At 42.9% G+C, this 21,685-nt stretch carries 15 protein-coding genes, 1 tRNA gene and 1 pseudogene; 8 read left to right on the forward strand and 9 right to left on the reverse strand.

The window, feature by feature from the left end; translation table 11 throughout:
• Nucleotides 1-26 precede the first annotated feature (26 nt).
• The 5 genes from A587_RS0109330 (at nt 27) to A587_RS0109350 (ending at nt 5,035) form a co-directional block, all read left to right on the forward strand.
• Nucleotides 27-3,077 carry an efflux RND transporter permease subunit gene (locus A587_RS0109330; RefSeq protein ID WP_198285546.1) on the forward strand — a complete coding sequence of 1,017 codons (3,051 nt, stop codon included), beginning with the start codon at nt 27-29 and terminating at the stop codon, nt 3,075-3,077.
• A gap of 234 nt (nt 3,078-3,311) precedes the next feature.
• Entirely contained in the window at nt 3,312-3,683 is a 372-nt protein-coding gene (locus A587_RS0109335) for a hypothetical protein (RefSeq protein WP_010379077.1), read from the forward strand.
• 90 nt (nt 3,684-3,773) lie between these two features.
• A tRNA-Ser gene (locus tag A587_RS0109340) sits at nt 3,774-3,864 on the forward strand.
• Between the two features lie 53 nt (nt 3,865-3,917).
• Nucleotides 3,918-4,301 carry a hypothetical protein gene (locus tag A587_RS0109345; RefSeq protein WP_010604797.1) on the forward strand — a complete coding sequence of 128 codons (384 nt, stop codon included), beginning with the start codon at nt 3,918-3,920 and terminating at the stop codon, nt 4,299-4,301.
• Nucleotides 4,302-4,420: 119 nt separating this feature from the next.
• Nucleotides 4,421-5,035 carry an FKBP-type peptidyl-prolyl cis-trans isomerase gene (locus tag A587_RS0109350; protein WP_010604796.1) on the forward strand — a complete coding sequence of 205 codons (615 nt, stop codon included), beginning with the start codon at nt 4,421-4,423 and terminating at the stop codon, nt 5,033-5,035.
• Nucleotides 5,036-5,247: 212 nt separating this feature from the next.
• On the opposite strand, the gene A587_RS0109355 is transcribed toward A587_RS0109350, so the two are convergent.
• The 5 genes from A587_RS0109355 to asnS all read right to left on the reverse strand — a co-directional run bounded on the left by A587_RS0109355 (nt 5,248) and on the right by asnS (nt 12,415).
• The gene (locus A587_RS0109355) at nt 5,248-6,210 is read right to left on the reverse strand and encodes a Gfo/Idh/MocA family oxidoreductase (RefSeq protein ID WP_017217361.1); all 963 of its coding nucleotides are present in this window, start codon (nt 6,208-6,210) and stop codon (nt 5,248-5,250) included.
• Between the two features lie 10 nt (nt 6,211-6,220).
• On the reverse strand, nt 6,221-8,614 hold the full coding sequence (locus tag A587_RS0109360; protein ID WP_017217362.1) for a TOMM precursor leader peptide-binding protein: 2,394 nt from the start codon (nt 8,612-8,614) through the stop codon (nt 6,221-6,223).
• Between the two features lie 70 nt (nt 8,615-8,684).
• Nucleotides 8,685-9,161: a hypothetical protein gene (locus A587_RS0109365; protein WP_017217363.1), complete on the reverse strand. Its 477-nt coding sequence runs from the start codon at nt 9,159-9,161 to the stop codon at nt 8,685-8,687.
• A gap of 566 nt (nt 9,162-9,727) precedes the next feature.
• Complete coding sequence (locus tag A587_RS0109370) at nt 9,728-10,738, reverse strand: heme-binding protein (RefSeq protein WP_010604792.1); 1,011 nt, start codon at nt 10,736-10,738, stop codon at nt 9,728-9,730.
• Nucleotides 10,739-11,017: 279 nt separating this feature from the next.
• A complete protein-coding gene (asnS, locus tag A587_RS0109375) occupies nt 11,018-12,415 on the reverse strand; it encodes an asparagine--tRNA ligase (protein WP_010379069.1) in 1,398 nt (465 codons plus the stop codon).
• Between the two features lie 228 nt (nt 12,416-12,643).
• On the opposite strand from asnS, the gene A587_RS0109380 reads away from it, so the two are divergent.
• On the forward strand, nt 12,644-13,078 hold the full coding sequence (locus tag A587_RS0109380; RefSeq protein WP_026000942.1) for an AAA family ATPase: 435 nt from the start codon (nt 12,644-12,646) through the stop codon (nt 13,076-13,078).
• Nucleotides 13,079-13,352: 274 nt separating this feature from the next.
• Here A587_RS0109380 and A587_RS23930 read toward each other — a convergent pair.
• Nucleotides 13,353-14,312: pseudogene (locus A587_RS23930) on the reverse strand (integron integrase).
• Between the two features lie 339 nt (nt 14,313-14,651).
• On the opposite strand from A587_RS23930, the gene A587_RS0109390 reads away from it, so the two are divergent.
• Nucleotides 14,652-15,290 (forward strand): hypothetical protein, encoded by a 639-nt coding sequence (locus tag A587_RS0109390; protein ID WP_017217366.1) that lies wholly within the window; start codon nt 14,652-14,654, stop codon nt 15,288-15,290.
• 877 nt (nt 15,291-16,167) lie between these two features.
• Here the strand turns inward: A587_RS0109390 and A587_RS0109405 are convergent.
• The 3 genes from A587_RS0109405 to bioA all read right to left on the reverse strand — a co-directional run bounded on the left by A587_RS0109405 (nt 16,168) and on the right by bioA (nt 20,493).
• Nucleotides 16,168-17,139 carry a hypothetical protein gene (locus A587_RS0109405; RefSeq protein ID WP_017217369.1) on the reverse strand — a complete coding sequence of 324 codons (972 nt, stop codon included), beginning with the start codon at nt 17,137-17,139 and terminating at the stop codon, nt 16,168-16,170.
• A gap of 538 nt (nt 17,140-17,677) precedes the next feature.
• Nucleotides 17,678-19,015 (reverse strand): KamA family radical SAM protein, encoded by a 1,338-nt coding sequence (locus A587_RS0109415; RefSeq protein ID WP_026000943.1) that lies wholly within the window; start codon nt 19,013-19,015, stop codon nt 17,678-17,680.
• A 188-nt stretch (nt 19,016-19,203) separates the two neighbouring features.
• Nucleotides 19,204-20,493, reverse strand: a complete 1,290-nt coding sequence (bioA, locus tag A587_RS0109420; RefSeq protein ID WP_017217371.1) for an adenosylmethionine--8-amino-7-oxononanoate transaminase — start codon at nt 20,491-20,493, stop codon at nt 19,204-19,206.
• 148 nt (nt 20,494-20,641) lie between these two features.
• On the opposite strand from bioA, the gene bioB reads away from it, so the two are divergent.
• Nucleotides 20,642-21,685, forward strand: a complete 1,044-nt coding sequence (bioB, locus tag A587_RS0109425; RefSeq protein ID WP_010379433.1) for a biotin synthase BioB — start codon at nt 20,642-20,644, stop codon at nt 21,683-21,685.

Consider the following 21,685-nt stretch of genomic DNA (forward strand, 5'->3'; position numbering starts at 1 on the left):
TACCACAGTTACAAGATTTACCGTCGATGGCCATTCGCCGTCCGGTATTAATCGTTGTATTAAATTTATTGATTATTATTGCAGGTATTGCTGCTCTTGCCGGCGTTGAAGTTCGTGAACTGCCCGATGTAGATAGGCCGCGTTTAACGGTGTCCGCATCGTTTCCTGGGGGCTCGCCTGAGACTGTCGACACCGAAGTAACGAGTAAGTTAGAGGGGGCAGTCGCGCGTGTCAGTGGTGTAAAAAGCATTCGTGCACAAAGTGAAGAGAATAATGCGCGGATTGTTGTTGAATTTCGTCCGGGCATTAACCTAGACGATGCAGCAAACGAAACACGCGAATCTGTTTCTCGAGTACAAAGAGAGCTACCTGAAGAAGTTGAACGGGTGTCCATTATTAAAGCGGATAATGACGCAGAAGCAGTGGTGTCTTTAACTGTAAGTAGTGCCTCTTTAACACTTGAAGGATTGACCGAGCGAGTAGAAAAAGACTTAGCGCCGCAGTTTTTAACTATTCCTGGCGTAGCCGATGTGCGCCTGAACGGCGATAGAGAGCGGGTGCTGCGCGTAAGACTTGATCCGTTAAAACTGACAAGCTTTAATCTAACCGTTCCGGATGTTGCTGCGGCGCTTAGACAAGCACCGTTTGATGTACCCGCAGGCAGTTTAAAGTCAGACGATCAGCAGCTGATTGTCCGTGCCGATGCCACTTCTGTAACCGCTGAGCAGGTGAGTGATATCATCATTCGTGGTGAGACTCGGGTGGGGGATATTGCCTCTGTGTATTTTGGGCCGGCTGATCCTCGCTCTATGGTGAGGCTTGACGGAGAGCCTGTAATTGGGCTTGAGATCATTCGCCAAGCACAGTCCAATACCATTGAAATCTCAGATGAAGTGCTGCAGCTAGTTGATAAGATAAAAGTACGCTTTCCAGATCTGGAGCTATTCGTCACCTCCGATGATGCACAGTTTATTCGCTCATCCGTAGATGAAGTCTTGAGCTCTTTGGTGATAACCATATTGCTGGTGGTATTCACGCTTTGGGTATTTATCGGCTCGTGGCGTGCGACACTTATTCCTGCTTTTGCGATCCCGGTCGCGCTTATCGGTTCTCTGGCGCTGATCTGGGCGCTTGGCTTCTCTGTTAATATTTTAACCTTGCTAGCACTGGTGTTGGCCACTGGACTTATCGTCGATGATGCGATTGTTGTTAGTGAGAATATTCAGCGTCGTCGTGGCGAAGGAATAGGTCGTCGCGCTGCGGCAGTGCTTGGGACAAGAGAAGTTTTCTTTGCTGTAGTCGCGACAACCGCAGTACTTGCTGCGGTATTCGTACCGATTGCCTTTTTGCCTTCAACAGCGGGCCGACTGTTCAGGGAGTTTGGTGGCGTGTTAGCTGGTGCCGTGATTATTTCTTCATTTGTAGCACTGTCATTGGTGCCAGCATTAACCTCTAAGTTAAAAGTAAAGCAAGATAGCAAAAAGCACCTGTTTTCGAGTATTGGTGTGAAACTCGCAGAAATGTATCGGGGTACGATCCACTGGGTACTTGACTATGCATGGCTAACCTTTGGTGTATTCGTGGTTATTGCGAGCTTATCTGGCGCGCTCTATTCGCAATTGGATAATGAGCTTTTGCCATCTGAAGACAGAGGCAAGATCAGGATTTTCGCAAGAGGGCCTGACGGTGTTGGTCTTAACTTTATGGACAGACAAGCTAAACAAATGGAGGACATTTTATTACCTTTTGTGGAAAGTGGAGAAATAGAGTCTATCTATACGGTTGTTGGTCAGTGGGATCCCAATATCGTGTTCATTACTGTGCCGCTAAAGCATTGGGATGAGCGTCATTTCTCGCAACAGGAAATTATCGATAAGATCAGAGGACCGCTTGGTAATATACCCGGTGCACCTGCTCGTGCCTTTGGTGCAAACAGTTTAAATCTTAGAGGCCAAGGTGGTGGTATCGAGCTTGCGCTACTTGGTAACGACTATTTAGAGATTTTTAAAGCAGCGCAACAATTTGCGGCTTTGGTTGAAAAAGAAATGCCAGACGTGGCTCCAGTGCAAATCTCTTATCAACCCTCGCAACCTCAGCTGCGCGTAAACATTGACCGTCGAAGAGCAGAAGAGCTTGGCGTTAGTTTGAGTGATATCTCAACGACACTTAGGGCGGCCATTAATGGCGATGATGTTGCTGATTTGAATGTTGGCGATCAATCCATACCAATTATGCTGCAAGCTCAAAACCATACCATCAGAGACCCAAGTGATTTGGCTAACCTTTATGTTGGCAGCCGCTCTGGTGCATTAGTTCCGCTAAGTAGCCTTGCCGTTATTGTAGAAGAGGGCGTAGCTGCCGAGCTTGAACGCCACGCTCAGCGTCGTAGTATCGAGCTGGATATGAAACAGCCAGAAGACATGCCTATGGCAGAAGTGGTTGAAAAATTACGAACGCTGGCAGATCAGAGTTTACCTGACAGCGTGACGCTGGCGTTTAAAGGTGAAGCGTTAACCTTTGAAGAAACTGCCAACGAAGTGTTACTTACCTACGTGCTGGCGTTTTTGATTGTGTTGCTCGTACTTGCTGCACAATTTGAAAGTGTAAATAGTGCCGTTGTAGTTATGATCACAGTTCCGTTTGGGATCACCTCCGCCATATTGGCACTGTATCTTACAGGTACTTCGCTAAACATATATTCGCAAATCGGTTTAGTGATGTTGATTGGTTTAATTGCTAAAAATGCTATCTTGTTAGTTGAGTTCGCAGATCAGTTACGTGATAAAGGACGTTCGGTAAGACAAGCCGTTGAAGAAGCAGCAGTGATCCGTTTACGTCCTATCATGATGACCTTAGTGTCCACATTGCTTGGTGCTTTACCGTTGATTTTATCGGTAGGTGCAGGTGCTGAGTCGAGAAATGCAATCGGTTGGGTCGTATTTGGCGGTTTAGGCTTGGCGGTTTTCTTTACACTTTACCTCACACCTGTCGTTTATCTCGGTTTAGCGAGATTTACAAAACCGAGGGCGGATGAAACCAAATTATTAGTGGATGAACTTGATAAAGCTGAAAGTTAAATTCCCCGGTTAAAAATAAAGTAAGGTGAGCGCAGTAATAGCTGCGCTTTTTTTATACAGCGATTAATGTTGTGGTAACACATTCTTTGATACTTTTTGTTGAACTTTTCATTATTTAAACTGTCACAACCGATGTGGTTGTTTTATAGCCAGTATGTTTGCTACTCTAAGACAGTAAATCCTGTTTTCTATAACAATAATAAAAATAACAAGCTAATTGAAAGAAGATGTGTCATGGGTAATTTATTTTTAAAAGAACGGGAAAATTGGACCGCCTGGATTATTTGGAGCTTGATAGGATGCACGGCAACCGTTGCATTATCGAGTTATACCAGTGAGATATGGATGGGGCTATTAGCGCCTATTTTGGTATTAGGATTACTAACAACATGGATGAGTTACACCAAGCGATTTGATTTTTCCAGAGCATTCAAAGTGCTTAGTACCGTTGTGTTGTTTTCATCTATTCCGGTTATCATTGAAAAAGTGCTGCCTGCAAAAAACGCAGTCATTGGCATGATAGATTCGGGGATCATCGTGATTGCTATGGTTATCGCCAGTTGTATTTTTGCTTACATTGCCAAAAGGCCAAAGCAATATTATTGATTATTCGGCTATTATTTGCGCTTTTGAATGCAAAAATTGAAATAGTGCTTTACAACCGATGGATAACTCCATAAAATGCGCGCCAACAACGGAGAGATGGCTGAGTGGTTGAAAGCACCGGTCTTGAAAACCGGCATACGTTAATAGCGTATCTAGGGTTCAAATCCCTATCTCTCCGCCACCTCATTCCCAAAACCGCCTCCAAATGGCGGTTTTTTTCGTTTGGAGGCGTGTATGTCTGCGGCTAGTAACATGGCAATAATAAAACATAGTTCTATTTGGATTGTATTTAGTTATTTTTATCTTAGTGGCCTAAACATGGCGCTAACGTTGTCGATTGATTCGCAACAAGACCCTGATATTACGATGACGCTGCTGCATGTTTTTTTATTCAATTGCCTTGTTGGTCATCTGATCACTAAATATGAAAAATCTTGGCCAGAAATCGCCAGTGTGGTTATTGCATTATTTGGTGTGGTTGGATTTGGACACTACTTTGTTGGTAGCTTGGGAGAGTACAGTGATGAGCTTAATATTGGGCTTGTATTATTGCTGCCATTTGCAACCTTTGTAATGAAAAAACTCAAACAATATGCCGAAGAGAAAGCCGCTAGTTAGCGGTTTTTTTGTGTCCGACGAATAGCTCGACTGCTTGATAATCAAGCAGCTCCAGTATCTTGCCTATTTTGGCTGTGATACAATCTAAGATTCTTGTTAATAAAAAATATGGAAAGACTATGTCTCAATTCAACACAGACGCAGATAAAGCGAGTTACGGTATTGGTTTACAAATGGGTGAGCAACTTAAAGCAAACCCTTTTGAAGGTCTAAACCTTAACTCTGTATTCGAAGGTATGAAAGACGCTTATGCTGGTGACAGCTTCCGCGTTGAGATCCCTGAAATTCAAGCTGCATTTGAGAAGATCAATGCTGAAATCCAACAGCGTCGTGAAGAAGAAGCTAAAGTGTTAGCAGCAGAAGGTGTTGCGTTTCTAGAAGAAAATGCAAAACGTGCTGAAGTAACAGTAACTGAGTCAGGTCTTCAGTATGAAGTAGTTGAAACTGGCGAAGGTGATAAGCCTGTTGAAGATTCAAAAGTACGTGTTCATTACCACGGTACACTAATCAACGGTACGACTTTTGACAGCTCGTACGAGCGTGGTCAACCAGCTGAATTCCCAGTAAATGGCGTGATCAAAGGTTGGACTGAAGCACTTCAAATGATGCCTGCAGGTTCGAAATGGCGTCTATACGTACCGCATGAGCTTGCATACGGCGAGCGTGGTGCAGGTGCTGCAATCGCACCTTTCTCAACGCTAATTTTCGACGTTGAGCTACTAGACGTACTTTAAGTCTATGCTTTGAGTGGATCTGTTCGATCCACTCTATTATTCCATTTAGCGTTAATACCCCCTCAAATTGAGCGACTAATTAACAAAAACTTTTACCTTGCCGACACAGACGTTGCTACCTTACCCATAGCTGTGTTATCGACAAGATTTTCTCGTCTAAAAATGGATCATTGAGTTAGGCTAGTTGGTATTACTTTTACGGCATATTTTCTTTAACCCGCCTCATTACTTCCATTCAATACTAAATACACATTCTCCCAAAGCTTTGATAATGCAATTAGGTAGTCAGGCGTTTGAAAATGGGGACAGTCGCTGTCGCCATAGATAACGGCTTTAAGTTGTTCAAGTACGGCTAAGTTGGCTTTATCGCGCAATGTCATTATTTCATTCACCGTAAACGCATGTTGCTCCAGCAGGTAGTGGCTTCGCCACTCTTTACTAGACATAGTGATAGGTGATGGTAACCAAGTTAATGGACCATAAGTATCGCTTAGCAGTAATGTGCCATGGTTAAATATGGCTGAGACTCTATGATTGATAAATGTTGCTGAACCATCATCAAACTCAGACGCAAAGTTTTGACAAAGCAGCGAAATGGACATCTCCCCGCGTTGTAGCAAAATACTAGCAAACGCACTTGGAGTAGCCTTCGGTTGAATGGCTACTGTCACATCAACTTCGTCGGTAAACAGACGACAAATTAAATCCAGTCCCGAATACAGTGTCCTGAGGTTAACGGCGATGTCTAGATGCATACATTGGCCTTGTGCTGCGGCACTGAAGTAGCTGTCATAGAAAGAGCGAATAGGATACAAATCGGCGAAATGGGCGTTCACCCAGAACCTAACGCCATTCGCTTTTGCGACTGCTAATGCCTGTGCCATCGAGGTCGGCCCAATTGGATGTTCACAAATTACATGAATATGTTTTTCTAATAGTGCGATAGTAATCTCAATACCGGCATCGCCAGCGATAGCCACACAAGCAATATCTACTTGTTTGTCTGTTATCTGCTCTACATTGGTGTAATGTGGTACGGCAAAGGACTGAGCGTACTGTGTTGAGCGAAGACCACCAGTTGACAATATGCCACTGAGCATCAATCCAGTATTTTGAAACTGTAATGCCCGAATATAAGTAGCACCGTAATTTGTTCCGCATACTAAAACTTTCATAGCTGAGTCCTTATGCAATGGGGTGTGGATACAAGTTAACCGCGCGGCCTGCTAAGAGTTTATGCAATCTTGGGTTGTCAATGCGCTTGAATTGTTCGCCAAAGTGAATGGGCTGCATATTAACACCAACAGCTCGAGCAACTCTAAATGGACTCAATGCAACGTCTGAAGCAGTGACGTCAACAATGGCAATATCAACCCCCGCTTTGGTAATGCGCTGTCTTAGATCTGCGGCTCCCTCAAGTGTAGGATAAGACCAGCATGATAGCGGTTTAGATTCAGATTTAGGCTGTCTCATGAAGTTAAAGGCGGATAAGTGTGCACTAGAGAAATAAAATGCAGCATGATCCTCTAACGTTCTGACCTGCTCTACGGTTTGTGGAGCTTTATGCCCACTCTGCATTAGGCTGCAAAGATAGGGCATAACATGACCTTGCTCCAATAATGCTTTGGTGACAGCCACATTGATGTTGTCATGGGTTGCTAGTGAAACTGATACCGCAGGCGTGGTGATGCCATCGCCTAGACCAAGGCAAACTACCGTTGGGATATGGATGCCGACGTCAAGAAGATATAACTCTAGCGCTATGCCTTGCTGTGTTATCGATTCGACCATGAGCTTCAACTTGCCAGTTAGCAAAGAGTCGGCATCTAATCTAGTACAAGGGAGTTGGGCGTACCAGGTAAGCATCATCGCATCTCTTTCAATGAGTTCGAAGCAGGCTCTGACAGCTGCATCTTCGTTATCTTTACCTGCCGCTAAGCCATTAGAAGAAACTTGACTGAATTGTTCTTCATAAGGGCAAGTAAAATTAAAGTAGCTCACTAAAGCGGGCACCCAAGTAGCGCGACTTGTGCCAATCCAATTGCCTTCAACCCAATGAATTTTTTGTTTGCTTCGCCATTTACTAAAAGGAAACCTTGGTGTTGCATACTGCTCGGGAGAATAGAGGACTAGATCTGCTGGGTTTACGTAGTCTCCTTGAAGTTGATTTACCGTGGCATAACGACAGTTACGAATATCGTATCTCGCTGCCGAATAACGTTCAAGTGCTTCACCCACGGCACTAATATGAGCTGAAAGCGAGTCTAATCCTTTGCCTGAACCAACTTGGCCTTGTGTTCTCGGATCAAATTGACCACTTGTAAAACTACTTAGGCTAGCAGATGCGGTGACTGGGAGTTCAGGTAAGTGGGGGGCATGGCCCGTTAGTTGTTTTATCACGCCAAATTCTGGGTCAACCCAACCTCGCATCATTGTTTTAAATTGCTCAACTGTCTTTAATTCAGAAATGGCTGGTAACGCCTTATTGTTGGCAGAGATATCTTGTTCACTAGGGCCAGAGCATACTGCGCATTCGGGGACTGGAATAATAGGGTGAAGCGAGCTTTCTCCACTAACCAAATTGGTTGTTCTGGTAGTATTTTGCAGCACAGATTGCGTGTACTGTAACAAAATGGTTTGTATATCCGTTGCAGCCTGCATTGCGATTGATGCTGACATACTACTTAAAATTGAATGGGCTCGAGCGCCGGAATGTGCTTTATTCGTGATCTCATCAATCTTGTGTGCAGTTTGCGGATTTATTGCAGTGCCAAGTTTTCGCAGTCGTAAACAGTTCCAGCATCCACCGCCTTGATTGGTAACATATGGACCTACATGCCCGGTTAGTCCATCAATTGAGACGTAAAAAGTGGGTAGTGCAAGCTTAGCTAAATGCGTGGCGATGTTGGTATGCGCACTGCGCGAGTCCGATGGCAGAGAAATAACAACCAGATCCCAGTTTTGAAGAATAACTTCATCTAATGGGGAGTTCAGTTCGGCAGTTTGTGCACTAACTTCTGAGTGAACAAAGCGTTGCTTTAGGTAGTCTGTGAAGGCATCGACCGTTGTAGCATTACTTGGCAGGTGATTAACTGCATGATGATAATAGCCACTTTGGTTAGTACAATTAGCATCATCAAGAATATGAATATACCCCACGCCAGCATTTAACAGCTCTTCTAGCATAGGCATCGCCCAAGGCGTTAACCCTATACACAGAATACGGTTATTCTGGAGTGTTCGTGGATCACGCTTTGCCTCATTCTGCCACGCGTTAATAAAGCGGTATTGTTCAGGCCAAGGAGCTGAGGTTGAGTTGATAACAACGCGTTCAATGAGACCTTTTTGCTCCAATAAGCGCAATAATTGTTCAACACTAGTACTAGAGTATTGCGTTATCTGTGATGCGATCTCATCGAGGCCAAAGTCACCATTTAATAAAGGAATAATGTCGTCAACAAAAGCACTTATGTCTTTTCCATGGAGTTGAAAATCTCCAAGATCAGAGCGTAGCAATACTCCCTCATCGTTAGGTAAGATACTTGCGGCAGGTGATAGCCTTATTTTATCTTTATTCATATGCATCCTCTGTAAGTTATGGAAGCCCCGATAGAGAGGCTTCACTAATGTCTTTATCCTTGAACTGCACTCAACATACAGCAATAAATTGGACCTGGTGTACAGGTATAACATTGGTATGTTGGGTTACTTCCGGCACACAATTGTGCACCTTGAAAGTGATTAACAGAGGGTTGACACAACACACACTGTGTTGGCTGACAAGTAACGCACTGCGGTTGACATAATACACACTGTGTTGGCTGACAAGTAACGCACTGCGGTTGACATAATACACACTGTGTTGGCTGACAAGTAACACACTGCGGTTGACATAAAACACACTGTGTTGGCTGACAAGTAACGCACTGCGGTTGACATAATACACACTGTGTTGGCTGACAAGTAACGCACTGCGGTTGACATAATACACACTGTGTTGGCTGGCAAGTAACACACTGCGGTTGACATAATACACACTGTGTTGGCTGACAAGTAACACACTGCGGCTGGCATAATACACATTGTGTTGGTTGGCAAGGAACACACTGCGGTTGACATAATACACACTGTGTTGGTTGGCAAGTAACGCATTGCGCAGGCTGGCAGGTTACACAGAACGAAATGATACAAGGAACACACTGTATGCTTTGTGCGCATTGAACACTAGCGCCCCCTGAAGGCTGACACTGTAGACATTGCAATGATGCAGATTCTGGCGTAGCAGTGGGCTGACAGTGAAGGCAGCAGTTACAGAAATTGACAACACAAGGGAGACAGTTTGTACAAGGCGAACATGGAGTACATGGTGTGCAAGGAGTACATAAATAGCAAGGACTGCACGTAACGGCGCAAGCGTCGCATTTACGTACTCCCTCTGCTTGCTGCTCAGAATATTGCTTTTCTAATTCTTTAACTTTTGAACTTAGCTCAGTGAGCTGAACCTGAAGATCTTTAACGTCATTACTCATTTTCAAATCCTTTATGACCAAAGTCATGGCTTTAGATTGATGTTTGGTGCCGGGCGATAGACACCGCTAAATTCGCCATGGCAAATAACAACAAGGTTGAGACCTGACTAACTACATGTAGATATCAACTTATATTTTGAACCTAAGCGAAATCCTAGTATCGCTATCCCACCTTAAACAGGGTATTTGCAGTAATGTGGGGAAACAGTAGTTTGCTGTTTTTGGTGTTGTTAAACTGTAGCGAAATATTCTGTGTGTATTGCAGTTGCAACGCGCCACTGGATAACCTTTCTATCCAGTAAGTAGTAGAAAAGTTTGGAACGTCTACATGGTTTTTACAAAATGGGATACTTGAAACTAATCCATCATTGTCACTGTTAACGGTCAAAATATCCGTTTTAGTGATAGGGTTATATGCTTGGTTAACTAGCAATTGTTGTTCTAACACGATATTCGGATTGATATTTGGATTACTCGGTGAGTTTTCGCCATACAAACCCGCAATGGCAGTACCTGCCTTAGTTTCTGGTTGCGGCAGCGTGTTGGCAATGGGAATTTCTGGACGACCATCGACAAAGTGATGATTTCCAAGTGCTAAAATTGAGTTACCGTGTGGAATTGAAACCTGTTTGACTATCGCATGCTCTGGATTTTGTATTGGCACGTTTGCTCCACCTGAAGGTGCGGGGATATAAGGAGGGCGGTTGTACTTACCTGAACCTTGATTGGTGGTGGCTAAATTGAGCCAAGTGCCATTTTCAGCATGCACAAGTTGGTCTTTCTTGTCACCGTCGGCAAAAAATACACGTTGCTCATAAAAGATCGTATAACTATTTTGTTGATAATCTCCACCTCGATTTACTACTTTTCCTTGTGTGGCGCTAAAGGTGATCACCTCGTAGTAAGGGAAATTAAATAATATAACCCCTTCTGGAGCAGTTTCTTGCGGCAGCGGCATGACGTTAAATCCCGCAAAACGAGCGCTTGCCCAAGTGCCGATGAGATCTGCCAATGGCCCAAGTGCGCTGAGGGTTTCTGGCTGGCTATTTCCTCCTCCTGTTGCGAGTAAAGGTATATTGTAATCTGGGACAAAACCTTGCTTGTTAGGTTGCAGCGCAGCTTGTAGGTGATCTGCTGTGGCTTTTGCTTGCTGATTGGTGACAGTATTAAACATAAAAAACTCCCTTTAAAAGGTTTGTTAATAAAGTGTTTTCAGTGTTTAATTTAAGTATGGTTATGCAAATTGATCGATTACATCACATTACATTGAGGGCTGTGTTGTGCATATGAATGCTTAGGCGTTTGAATTGGTAGGATTCTTTGACCTCGGGTGAGCGCTATGTTGGTACAACTATAGTAAAGCGCTGACGTTATCATGAGAGATCTCTAAACGCACAATGCAAAACGCTCCCATAAAAGGGAGCGTTTTTAGCAAAGCTGAGTTTGTGACGTTTTAGTAAGTCGCGCTGCCTTTAGTACGAGGGAAGGCAATAACGTCACGTACGTTGCCCATACCAGTAACATAAGCAACCAAGCGCTCAAAGCCAAGACCAAAACCTGAGTGAGGCACCGTCCCATATTTACGAAGGTCGCGGTACCAGCTGTAATCTTCTTTGTTTAAGCCCATTTCTTCAAGACGCGCATCTAGCACATCTAAACGCTCTTCACGTTGTGAACCACCAATGATTTCACCAATACCAGGCGCAACGACGTCCATAGCGGCAACGGTTTTACCGTCTTCGTTTTGGCGCATGTAGAATGCTTTGATATCACGAGGGTAGTTTTTGATAACTACTGGTGCGTTAAAGTGTACTTCAGCAAGGTAACGTTCGTGCTCTGATTGTAAGTCGACGCCCCACTCAACAGGGAATTCAAACTCTTTATCACATGCTTTTAGAATTTCGATAGCGTCTGTGTAATCTACCTGAGCAAAGTCTTTATCGATGAATGATTCTAGGCGAGTAATGGCATCTTTTTCGATGCGCTGTGCGAAAAACTCCATATCATCACGACGTTCGTCAAGTACTGCTTTAAACACATACTTCAACATGTCTTCTGCAAGCGCTGCGATGTCGTTAAGGTCGGCGAATGCCACTTCAGGTTCAACCATCCAAAATTCTGCCAAGTGACGAGAAGTGTTTGAGTTTTCAGCACGGAATGTTGGACCAAAAGTATAGATTTTTGAAAGGGCACTCGCGTATGTTTCACCGTTAAGCTGACCTGATACGGTCAAGAATGCTTCTTTTCCAAAAAAGTCTTCTGAATAGTCTACATCGCCTTTGTCTGTGCGTGGTAGGTTGTTCATATCAAGTGTAGATACACGGAACATCTCGCCTGCGCCTTCACAGTCACTTGCGGTAATGATAGGCGTGCTGATCCACTGGTAGCCACGCTCATGATAAAAACGGTGAATAGCTTGTGCAAGACAGTTACGTACACGCGTAACCGCGCCCATAACATTAGTGCGAGGGCGAAGGTGCGCATGTTCGCGTAAGTATTCAATACTGTGGCGTTTTGCAGCCATTGGGTATGAATCTGGATTCTCAACCCAGCCTAATACCTCAACGCTGTTCGCTTGGATCTCAAAAGATTGACCTTGACCTTGTGATTGTACAAGCACACCAGTCACCGCTACTGAACACCCAGCAGTAAGACGAGTCACTTCGTCATAATTATTCAGCGAATTAGGGACTACGGCTTGAATAGGGTCAAAACAAGAACCGTCATGAACGGCTAGAAATGAAATACCTGCTTTTGAATCACGTCGTGTACGGATCCAGCCCTTTACTGTTACTTGGCTGTCAACCGCAACGGTGCCTGCTAGTAGCTCCGTTATCGCTGTGTGGCTCATCTTTACTCCAAATGATTTATTTTTTATTTGTAAATTAAAAGACAGAGTGTCTTATCGTCATGTAAGCCGTATCTTACCTGCGATGGACAAATAAAAAAACACTGAAATGCAAAAAACTGGGCTGAAAAGAATGAGTAAAAGCCATGAAAAAACAGTCGGACTGTGGCATTATGAATGTTCGATGATAAAAATAGCTTTATTAATACTAACAGTGACGTTCAAAACTCGATGAAACAAGTTTTTATTTTGAGGGGTCTACCTGGCTCTGGAAAATCGCATTATGCGCAAACGCTAGCCGACGATCTCGTCTCCGGCGATGAAACACAGTATTTTATCTGTTCAACCGATGATTATTTTCTTAATGAGAACGGAGAGTATCATTTTGAAAAACAACGCCTTTCAGAATATCACAACCTAAACTTAGCCCGATTTATTAATGCCTTAGCTGAAGGTATCCCTTTGGTCGTAGTTGATAACACCAATATCAAGAAATGGGAGTTTGTTGCTTATGCGTCAGCTGCCGTGGCAATGGGTTATCAAGTGAAAGAAGTCATTGTTGGCGAAATTAAAGATAAGTCCCTACAGCACTTATATGCCAAACGTAATAGCCATGGCATTGGTTTGAAAACAATTTCAAAAATGGCCCACCTTTTCGAATGGTGATCAAGCTTAGGGTAGAGTAACCCTAACAACGCTCGTGCATGTTAAACAGGGTAGTATCTCATATCCGATCTTACAGTTAAAAAGAGCGGGTTTAGAATTCGCCTTCGAGCAAACAAGAGACGGTCGTCAATGTTAGCTTCATTTTACATAGCGGCCGTTTAGTCAACTCATTTCTGCCCCATTTCGATTCAGCAGTGTGATGTGCAACCAACTTTTTTAGCTTCAGTTGACCCAATTTTAGTAATGCTACTGAGTTTCGAAAGGACTCTGACATTTATATTGTGTCTAACGGGCTAGTTGTACCTGCAAAATGTTGGCCAAGTACATGTGTATAGATTTGTGTGGTACTAACGTCATTGTGGCCCAGTAATTCTTGAACACTTCTTATATCACGACCAGCTTGAAGCAAATGGGTTGCGAAGCTATGCCTAAACGTATGGCAGGTGACGCGTTTATTTATTTGAATATTACGCACGGCATTCCCGAGCGCTTTACGAATAACACTTTGATGTAAATGGTGCCTGCAAAGTGTTCCTGTATAGGGATTGATACAAGTAGTGCTGGAAGGGAAAATAAACATCCACCCATGCTGCCTAAACGCGTTGGGATACTTGCGTTCTACTGCATTTGGCAAAGATGGACCTATCCCGTGAAGGTTGTCATCCTGTTGGATCTTAATAGCCATTTCAATATATGTAGTGAGCTTTTTTGAGCATCTATTGCTGAGGATGGTTTGCCTATCTTTATGCCCTTTTCCGTCTCTAACGGTCAGCGAAGCTCTATCAATATCAATATCTTGGATACGTAACCTGAGGCATTCTGAAACTCTTAGTCCGCTACCATAGAGTAGTTCTATTATTAGTCTATCGCGGCCATCAAGTTCATTTAGTATTAGTGAGATTTCTGATGGGGATAACACTGTAGGTAAATGCCTTTGTTTAGTGGCATAGCAAAAACCTAAATCCCCAAGCTAATGGTGCAAATGCTTCTGATACAAATAGGCTAACGCGTTAAGTGCAATTTTTTGTGTGTTGATAGCCACATTTCGTTGGTTGGCAAGGAAGGTTAAAAATTGTGTAACCTCTTCCGTTCCCATTGTTTCAGGGTGACGCTTGTGGTGAAAGTTAATGAATGCCTTAATCCAATATAGGTAGGTTTTTTCTGTTCTAATGCTGTAACCACGCATACGCATTTCTTCCTGAAGACCTTTCAGAAATGGGCTTTTTAGACTCATGATAACTCCTTACCTTACATTACTGTATATATATACAGCATTATATAAAATTCTCGGATATCAAGGAAAATAATGAAAAAATTTTTGCGCGTTTACGCATGAATAAATTAAAAATATTATTGTTTATCAAAAGGTTATTTATCTTCGATTTGAAATAATAGGTTTGGGAAACGCGCATGCGCATTTTTCCAGATGGTATATTTAGCCGAATGCTGATAAGTTCTTTGCATACAGATAGTTAATTGTGCGCGTTTTCACTGGTCCAACGAGGTAAACGCGCATGCGCACGAATAAAATGTTATGCCTTTTTCGGAAAGTTTAAAAAATTACGGGTAGAGAATGAGTTATAGACGTAAAAAAGAGTTGCTTCACTACTTACTAGAAGAAGATGCTATTGTTCTTCTTGATCTAGAAGAAGTTTTCCGTATTAGAAGAGAATTAGAAGAAATTCGTAGCCAACTTAATTCAGTTAGTCGTAATCAGGGTTGTCGATATTCGAATGAGAATAATAATGATCTAAATCTAATTATTACTAAAGAAAATAAAGATACTGGTATAAAAAAGATTAAAAATTGGTTAAAAAACAAGCCTAAAACTCTTAGGATTATTGATCCTTTTATCTTTACGTTCGATGAGAAAAGAAAACCTGATCACATTGCAAATCTTGAAGCATATGTTCGCTATGTTTGTGACTTTGTACCTAAAGTTTTGAATGAGGTGCATATTTATTCTAATGAATCTCCAAGTGAACAAGTAGTTGCATTGTTTGAGCAAGTGTTGGCAGAAAATAATATAACTATGATTCGGTATGAATCAAGTGAGATTCACGATCGCTTCTTCATCCGAAATGATACAGCAGCAAAGGTTATGGGGACTTCATTTACAGGGTTGGGAGCTAAACTTTCAATGTTTGCGTCTCTTGAGTCCGAAGACCTAGACGATTTATTGGAATATGTGCGAGATATACCACAGGCATAACAAACAATTTAAGAGTGATTCAGCACGCTTGGCATTTTTTGTTTGGGTTGAGTTTAGTGTTTACGGTGGTCAAATTGAGTGCAGTGGTCGCGTGCTTCACACCTTAATTGGGCGTTATGAAGCTTGGGATTTTTTGGAACTTATTGCTAAATAGAGGAACGTGACATAATAAATGCTCAGCCCCTCTATAATTTAGTATACGTGTTATGTTCGTTGACAATATTAATAAGGTTAATCTATCGGATAAGCATCGTCGTGACAGCTTTCGCATACATCCATTTCATTACAAGAGTACACTTCGCCATTGATCTCTTTTCCACAAAGTTCACATTCCATCTCATTACGCTCCGTTGACTAAAATGTCTGTTAAGTCTATCAGTTGAGACAATGAATGACAATCTTGACTATCATTAGATGAGACGCAAGTCTCATGTAAGTGTTTGTTTTGTTATATTGTTCAACGAGATTCAGCTTCATAACAAACTGTTCAAGAGGGCGTTATAAGGTTTAGGTAAGTTCATGGAAAATAATACAAAAAGTTATGTGCATAAGTTTGAAGAACTACTTGCTCTGTATGAAGATGTTTGTAATTGGTTCGATGAACTCGGATTTAGCTATACTCGTCACCGTTATGGAGTATACAAAAAGAAGAGAAAATAAGAGAAAATAAGTGACATCCACCACTATTGATATTCATGCTGGGGAAGTGAAGTAAAAAAGCATGTAAACACTCCAATAATTTTGGTCAAAAACGTTCATTAGATAGACTAATTCTTATCGCCTAGGCGTACCTCTACAATAAAACTGGGTTATCGCGCACGACTACGCGCTGCAAATACGACAGTAAGAAATTCAAGAATTGAGAATGTGAGTTTTGCTAAGCTAACAAGCGCTCGCAGTTTGTTAGGTTTGTCCGTCGTCGTTTTTGCAGTGTTTCACAGTAAGCGGTTATTGTTCGCTCTCGACCAACTGCACCGTGGAATACACGTGAAAATTGCGTAGTGAGTTTTATCCAGTTCTCAGGTTCTATATTTAATCGAGTAAGAATCGGTTGTGTTTCATTGATATACCCGCGTTTATCGGCTCGAATGCATTGACCTGTGAGTTCAACTAATTCAATATAGGACTTGAGTTCAAAAGGCAGGCCTTTTGGCATATGTTTTCGTGGGCTGCCAGCAAAGCGTAGTAGGCTTTTTGGTTGATTGCCCAGCTGAGCGTGGTCGATGCGTTTTTTGATGCTGGTGTAGTCTGAGGTTTCAGGTGTTGCGGCGATTTTGGCTCTAATTGGGTTTAGGTCTACGTAAGTGAGGCACGCAGCCAGTGCTGCCTCGTCTAGTAATGCTTGGGATTTAAACCGTCCCTCCCAAAAACGGCCTGTACAGTTATCTTCTTTATTTGCTCGACGGGCGATGTCTTCATTAAGTACCCGCATAAACCAACTAATATCCGCTAGTCTTTCCCTGTACTTATCAACCAGCTCATCTTGCATCAATTGCTCCGACTCATTGAGTGGCTCACCTTCAGTAAATTTACGGCTTATCCAATTACCTTTAAACAACTTGTGCCATCGTATCACAACTGCTTTATCCGACAGGCGCTTAGCCTTTTTATCATCAACATATAAAACAATGTGGGTGTGATTACTCATCACGGCATAAGCACAGACATCAATACAAAACACGGAGCCCAACATCAGGAGCTTTTCTTCAACCCAATCACGACGGTGTTCGTATGATTTGCCAGTAAATTTATCTTCACCGCAGAGAAAAGCACGCCTTACGCAACGGGAGATACAGTGGTAGTATTTGGTGTCGGTTAAACTGATTTGTCTTTTACGGGCAGTAGCCATAGTTTGGTTTCCTCAATCCTTTGAGTGCAGAATTAAAGCTTAGGCGGTATCTTAGGAAGGTGCAAATTAGTGGTGGGTGTCAGCGATTTATTTATGAGGAAGATGATATTCCTTGTAGCGAAGAAAAGTATCAAGAAGAAAACCAGATGCTAATTCGTTTAATTCACATCAGGTGGACGCTTTGGGCATAGCTACTAACAAGGCCATTAACTTCGCGCCATAGAAGCTTTTATGCGAAATTCACCTAATACAGCCGGCGACCTAAAACGTTTTTGTCCAAATACGAGTTGGTTGAGTGTCCGTTATCGCAATTAGATTAAGGTATGAAGTTGCTGTTGAACGGCCAAGTTTGGCCATTATGCGACAGTCTGATTTGATTAAGCCCTAGCAATCAAACCTTGCTAGTACAGTTAAGACTTATTCAAATTAATGCTTTTAGCAGCCAGTTAGCCCACACCTTATCTAAACCTCAGGTTATTTAAATGCGCCAAATAAAATAAAAGCCAGCAATTTGCTGGCTTTTTGATATTTTTATCATTTACATGACGTCGTACTCGTCCTGCCAGAAGAATTTTTCTTCCCCAAATGCAGGTTTTAAGTCATCCAGCCAGTGGGCATTTTCGTCGAACTTGGCAAAGAACGGACGCTGCACCCAGTCTGGGTTTCGTGCTTGAATAAAGCGCAGCACAAATACTTTTTCGCCCGCGACTTCGGTTACGCCAGACACTTCAACTTTACCAGGCCCCGCACTCATTGAAGGGCCTCTAACTGTACGGCTCACACCAGAGACTTGCTTATAAGCTTCACGGAAAGTTTCCCACGTTTTGTGTAACGGGATTTCAAAGTAACGCTTAGCGCCGGTATCTCGCTCGATAAACATGTAGTAGGGGATCATGCCAAGCTGTGTTTGCTCTTTCCACATGTCAGCCCACATATCAGCGTCTACGTTTATATTATTTAAAAGTGGTGCTTGTGTTCTGATCTGTGCGCCAGTTTTGCGGATAAGTTTAATCGCTTCACGTGTGACTTCAGTACGCAGTTCTTGTTTGTGGTTAACGTGTGCCATGATTGACACATGCTTTCCGGCATCAACCAACTCTTTTAGCAAGGTTAACAACTCTTGTGCATCTGGATCGGTGACGTATCTAAACGGCCAAAAAGTGAGAGATTTAGTGCCGATCCTGATGGTACGAATATGGTCAAACCTTGGCTCTTTTAGTGCCTCAAGGTATTTACGCAATTTAACGGTGCGCATTACCATAGGATCGCCACCAGTCATCAATAGATCGGTCACTTCAGTGTGTTCGGCTAAGTAGTTGTGGAGCAGCTCGGCGTCGTTATTGTTAAATCGGGTAGCTTTGCCAACAAACTGCGCCCAGCGGAAGCAGAAAGTGCAATATGAGTGGCAGTATTGTCCTTGAGACGGGAAAAACAACACTGTTTCTTTATATTTGTGCTGGATGCCGTCTACGCGTTCACCTTCATACTCTGGAACATTTTTTTCCATTTGACCAGCTGGGTGCGGGTTTAACTTTTGACGAATTTTGGTTGCAAGGTTAAACACTTCTTCTGGAGTATGTTCGCGACTTAACAAGTCGGCCATTTGCTCGTATGACTCGTCATCCAGCATGCCACGTTGTGGGAAAGTTAACTGAAAAACTGGGTCGTTAGGCACTTTATCCCAATCGATGAGCTCTTCAATCACAAAGTTATTAACGCGAAAAGGGAATACATTGGCGACGACTTTCATTTGAAAGCGAAGGTGTTCAGGCAGTTTATCCAGTTGCTCTATCTTATCGATTTGGCGGTGTTGGTAAACAGTAAAACGAGGGGGCTGGTAAGCTTCAGCTGGCTGCAATTTGACGGTTTGCTGCATATCTAATTTGTCTCTTCTCTCACTTGCTAATAATAAAAACGACCATGGTAACATGCCATTGATATCATTTCAGGTACAAAGCGAGGAAAGTTCGAAATAACGCAATTTTGTTGATTATGCGCCAGCGTTTTAGATTAAATTGCCGGAATTAGGTCATGAAATAGACCTAATACCAAATTTAATGTGTTTTAGAAGTGTTCACCTTCAATGGCAGCGTAAATCGCGTCAATGAGTGTTTCAATATCTTCATTTGAGGTGATATACGGCGGCATAATATAAATTAGCTTGCCAAAAGGTCTTATCCATACACCTTGTTGAATGAAGAATTTTTGGATTTTTGCTACATCAACAACCCTTTCTACTTCCACTACGCCAATCGCACCTAGTACTCTGACATCTGTGACTGCACTTAGATCAAGACAGCGCTTGAGTGCGTTAAGCGCGCTCGCGACTCGTTCAATATTGGCCATTGTTTCTTGGCGTTTTAAGATAGTGAGACTAGCTACAGCGGCGGCACAGGCCAGCGGATTTCCCATAAAAGTTGGTCCGTGCATCAGCACTTTCGCCTCGCCTTGGCTAATACCCAAAGCCACTTCTTCTGTTGCTAAAGTGGCCGCGAGCGTCATGTTTCCGCCAGTAAGTGCTTTTCCAACACACATAATGTCCGCTGCGATATCTGCATGTTCACAGGCAAACATTTTACCTGTACGGCCAAATCCAGTCGCAATTTCATCTAAAATCAGTAGCACCTCATACTTATCGCATAGCGCTCGAAGCGCCTTGAGATATTCTGGGTGGTAGAAGTTCATGCCGCCCGCATTTTGTACTATCGGTTCGATGATAAATGCCGCGACCTTTTCATGATGAGCTGCAAATGCGGTTTCTAACGCACTAAGTTCATCTTGACTTTGGCTGCCGTAAAACTCACTTCTAGGGGCATCGACAAACACCTGCTCAGGTAAAAAGCCTTGGTACATGGCATGCATCGAATTCACAGGATCGCAAACGCTCATCGCCGCGAATGTATCTCCGTGATAACCTTTTTTGGCTGTCATTATTTGGGTTTTATTCTTTTTGCCTTTACTCAACCAATATTGGATCGCCATTTTGATTGCAACTTCAACACTGACCGAGCCGCCGTCCGCTAGGAATACTCGATTAAGTGGGGCGGGGGTTAGCTCCACGAGTAGTTTACATAACTCCACGGCAGGTTGATGAGTTAGCCCCCCAAACATGACATGGCTCATCGTGTCCGCTTGATTTTTTATCGCAGCGATTATTTCTGGATGACCATAACCATGCACAGCACTCCACCAGGATGCCATACCGTCAATGAGAGTTTCACCAGTTTCAAGCTCAATTTTGTTCTCGAATGTTCTTGCGGCTGGATAGACGGGCAGAGGGTCAATCATCGATGTATAGGGGTGCCATATATGCTTGCGATCAAATTCAATATCAACTGTATGTTTATTGTTCATTTGTAAACCTTGTTGGCGCATGTAACGTTGACAATACTAAGCTAAGAAGTAGACTAAGCCAATCACCGTCAGTTTGACTGCGCTAAATTTAATCACTAGAAAATACTCGTGTTGTAAATTTAGGCAAGAATAAAAAGAGAATGAAAATATGGAATTAGGCGCGCTAAGACACGATTGGACACATGAAGAAGTAAAAACACTGTTCACCATGCCTTTTAACGACTTACTTTTTTATGCAGCAAGTATTCACCGCAAAAACTTCAATCCCAATGAAGTTCAAATCTCCACTTTGCTGTCTATCAAAACGGGTGCCTGTCCTGAAGATTGCAAATACTGCCCACAGTCAGGTCATTACAAAACGGATCTTGAACGTGAGCGTTTGATGGAAGTGGAAAAGGTTGTAACTCAAGCTAAGTTGGCGAAAGAAAAGGGCGCGACACGTTTTTGTATGGGTGCCGCTTGGTCTGATCCAAAAGATAGAGATATGCCTTATATCGCCAAAATGGTGAAAGAAGTTAAAGAACTAGGCCTAGAAACCTGTATGACTTTGGGCAAACTGGATAATCAAAAAGCACACACGCTAAGAGAAGCGGGCCTTGATTATTACAACCATAATTTGGACACCTCGCCTGAGTACTACGAGCAAATTATCACGACAAGAACGTATCAAGACAGACTTGATACCCTTGATCACGTAAGAGATGCAGGAATGAAAGTGTGCTCTGGTGGTATTGTAGGAATGGGAGAGCAGGCATCTGATCGTTATGGCTTGCTGATCCAATTAGCAAACCTGCCAAAACAACCAGAAAGTGTACCGATTAATATGCTTGTTAAAGTTAAAGGTACGCCACTTGAAAATGTAGATGACCTCGATCACTTTGAATTTATCCGTACTATCGCGGTTGCGCGTATCATGATGCCACACAGTTACGTGCGTTTATCTGCAGGTAGAACGGCGATGAATGAACAGATGCAGTCTATGTGTTTCTTCGCTGGCGCTAACTCAATTTTCTATGGTGATAAGCTATTAACCACGGAAAACCCAGAAGCAGACGCCGATATGAATCTCATCAGAAAACTTGGGATGAACCCTGAAAAACGAGAAGATTACTCGGATGAGGCCTATGAGGCATCGTTAAGCTCTGCAATTGCAGACAAAGCGACATCAGAGCTATTTTACGAAGCCAACTAA

It is taken from the genome of Pseudoalteromonas sp. NJ631, assembly GCF_000276645.1.
GTDB lineage: Bacteria > Pseudomonadota > Gammaproteobacteria > Enterobacterales > Alteromonadaceae > Pseudoalteromonas > Pseudoalteromonas piscicida.

Coding starts and splice junctions, on each gene's coding strand:
- A587_RS0109350 (WP_010604796.1), top strand. CDS start 4,421: ATGTCTCAATTCAACACAGACGCAGATAAAGCGAGTTACGGTATTGGT.
- A587_RS0109355 (WP_017217361.1), bottom strand. CDS start 6,210: ATGAAAGTTTTAGTATGCGGAACAAATTACGGTGCTACTTATATTCGG.
- A587_RS0109345 (WP_010604797.1), top strand. CDS start 3,918: ATGTCTGCGGCTAGTAACATGGCAATAATAAAACATAGTTCTATTTGG.
- A587_RS0109380 (WP_026000942.1), top strand. CDS start 12,644: ATGAAACAAGTTTTTATTTTGAGGGGTCTACCTGGCTCTGGAAAATCG.
- A587_RS0109390 (WP_017217366.1), top strand. CDS start 14,652: ATGAGTTATAGACGTAAAAAAGAGTTGCTTCACTACTTACTAGAAGAA.
- asnS (WP_010379069.1), bottom strand. CDS start 12,415: ATGAGCCACACAGCGATAACGGAGCTACTAGCAGGCACCGTTGCGGTT.
- bioB (WP_010379433.1), top strand. CDS start 20,642: ATGGAATTAGGCGCGCTAAGACACGATTGGACACATGAAGAAGTAAAA.
- A587_RS0109330 (WP_198285546.1), top strand. CDS start 27: ATGGCCATTCGCCGTCCGGTATTAATCGTTGTATTAAATTTATTGATT.
- bioA (WP_017217371.1), bottom strand. CDS start 20,493: ATGAACAATAAACATACAGTTGATATTGAATTTGATCGCAAGCATATA.
- A587_RS0109360 (WP_017217362.1), bottom strand. CDS start 8,614: ATGAATAAAGATAAAATAAGGCTATCACCTGCCGCAAGTATCTTACCT.
- A587_RS0109405 (WP_017217369.1), bottom strand. CDS start 17,139: ATGGCTACTGCCCGTAAAAGACAAATCAGTTTAACCGACACCAAATAC.
- A587_RS0109370 (WP_010604792.1), bottom strand. CDS start 10,738: ATGTTTAATACTGTCACCAATCAGCAAGCAAAAGCCACAGCAGATCAC.
- A587_RS0109335 (WP_010379077.1), top strand. CDS start 3,312: ATGGGTAATTTATTTTTAAAAGAACGGGAAAATTGGACCGCCTGGATT.
- A587_RS0109415 (WP_026000943.1), bottom strand. CDS start 19,015: ATGCAGCAAACCGTCAAATTGCAGCCAGCTGAAGCTTACCAGCCCCCT.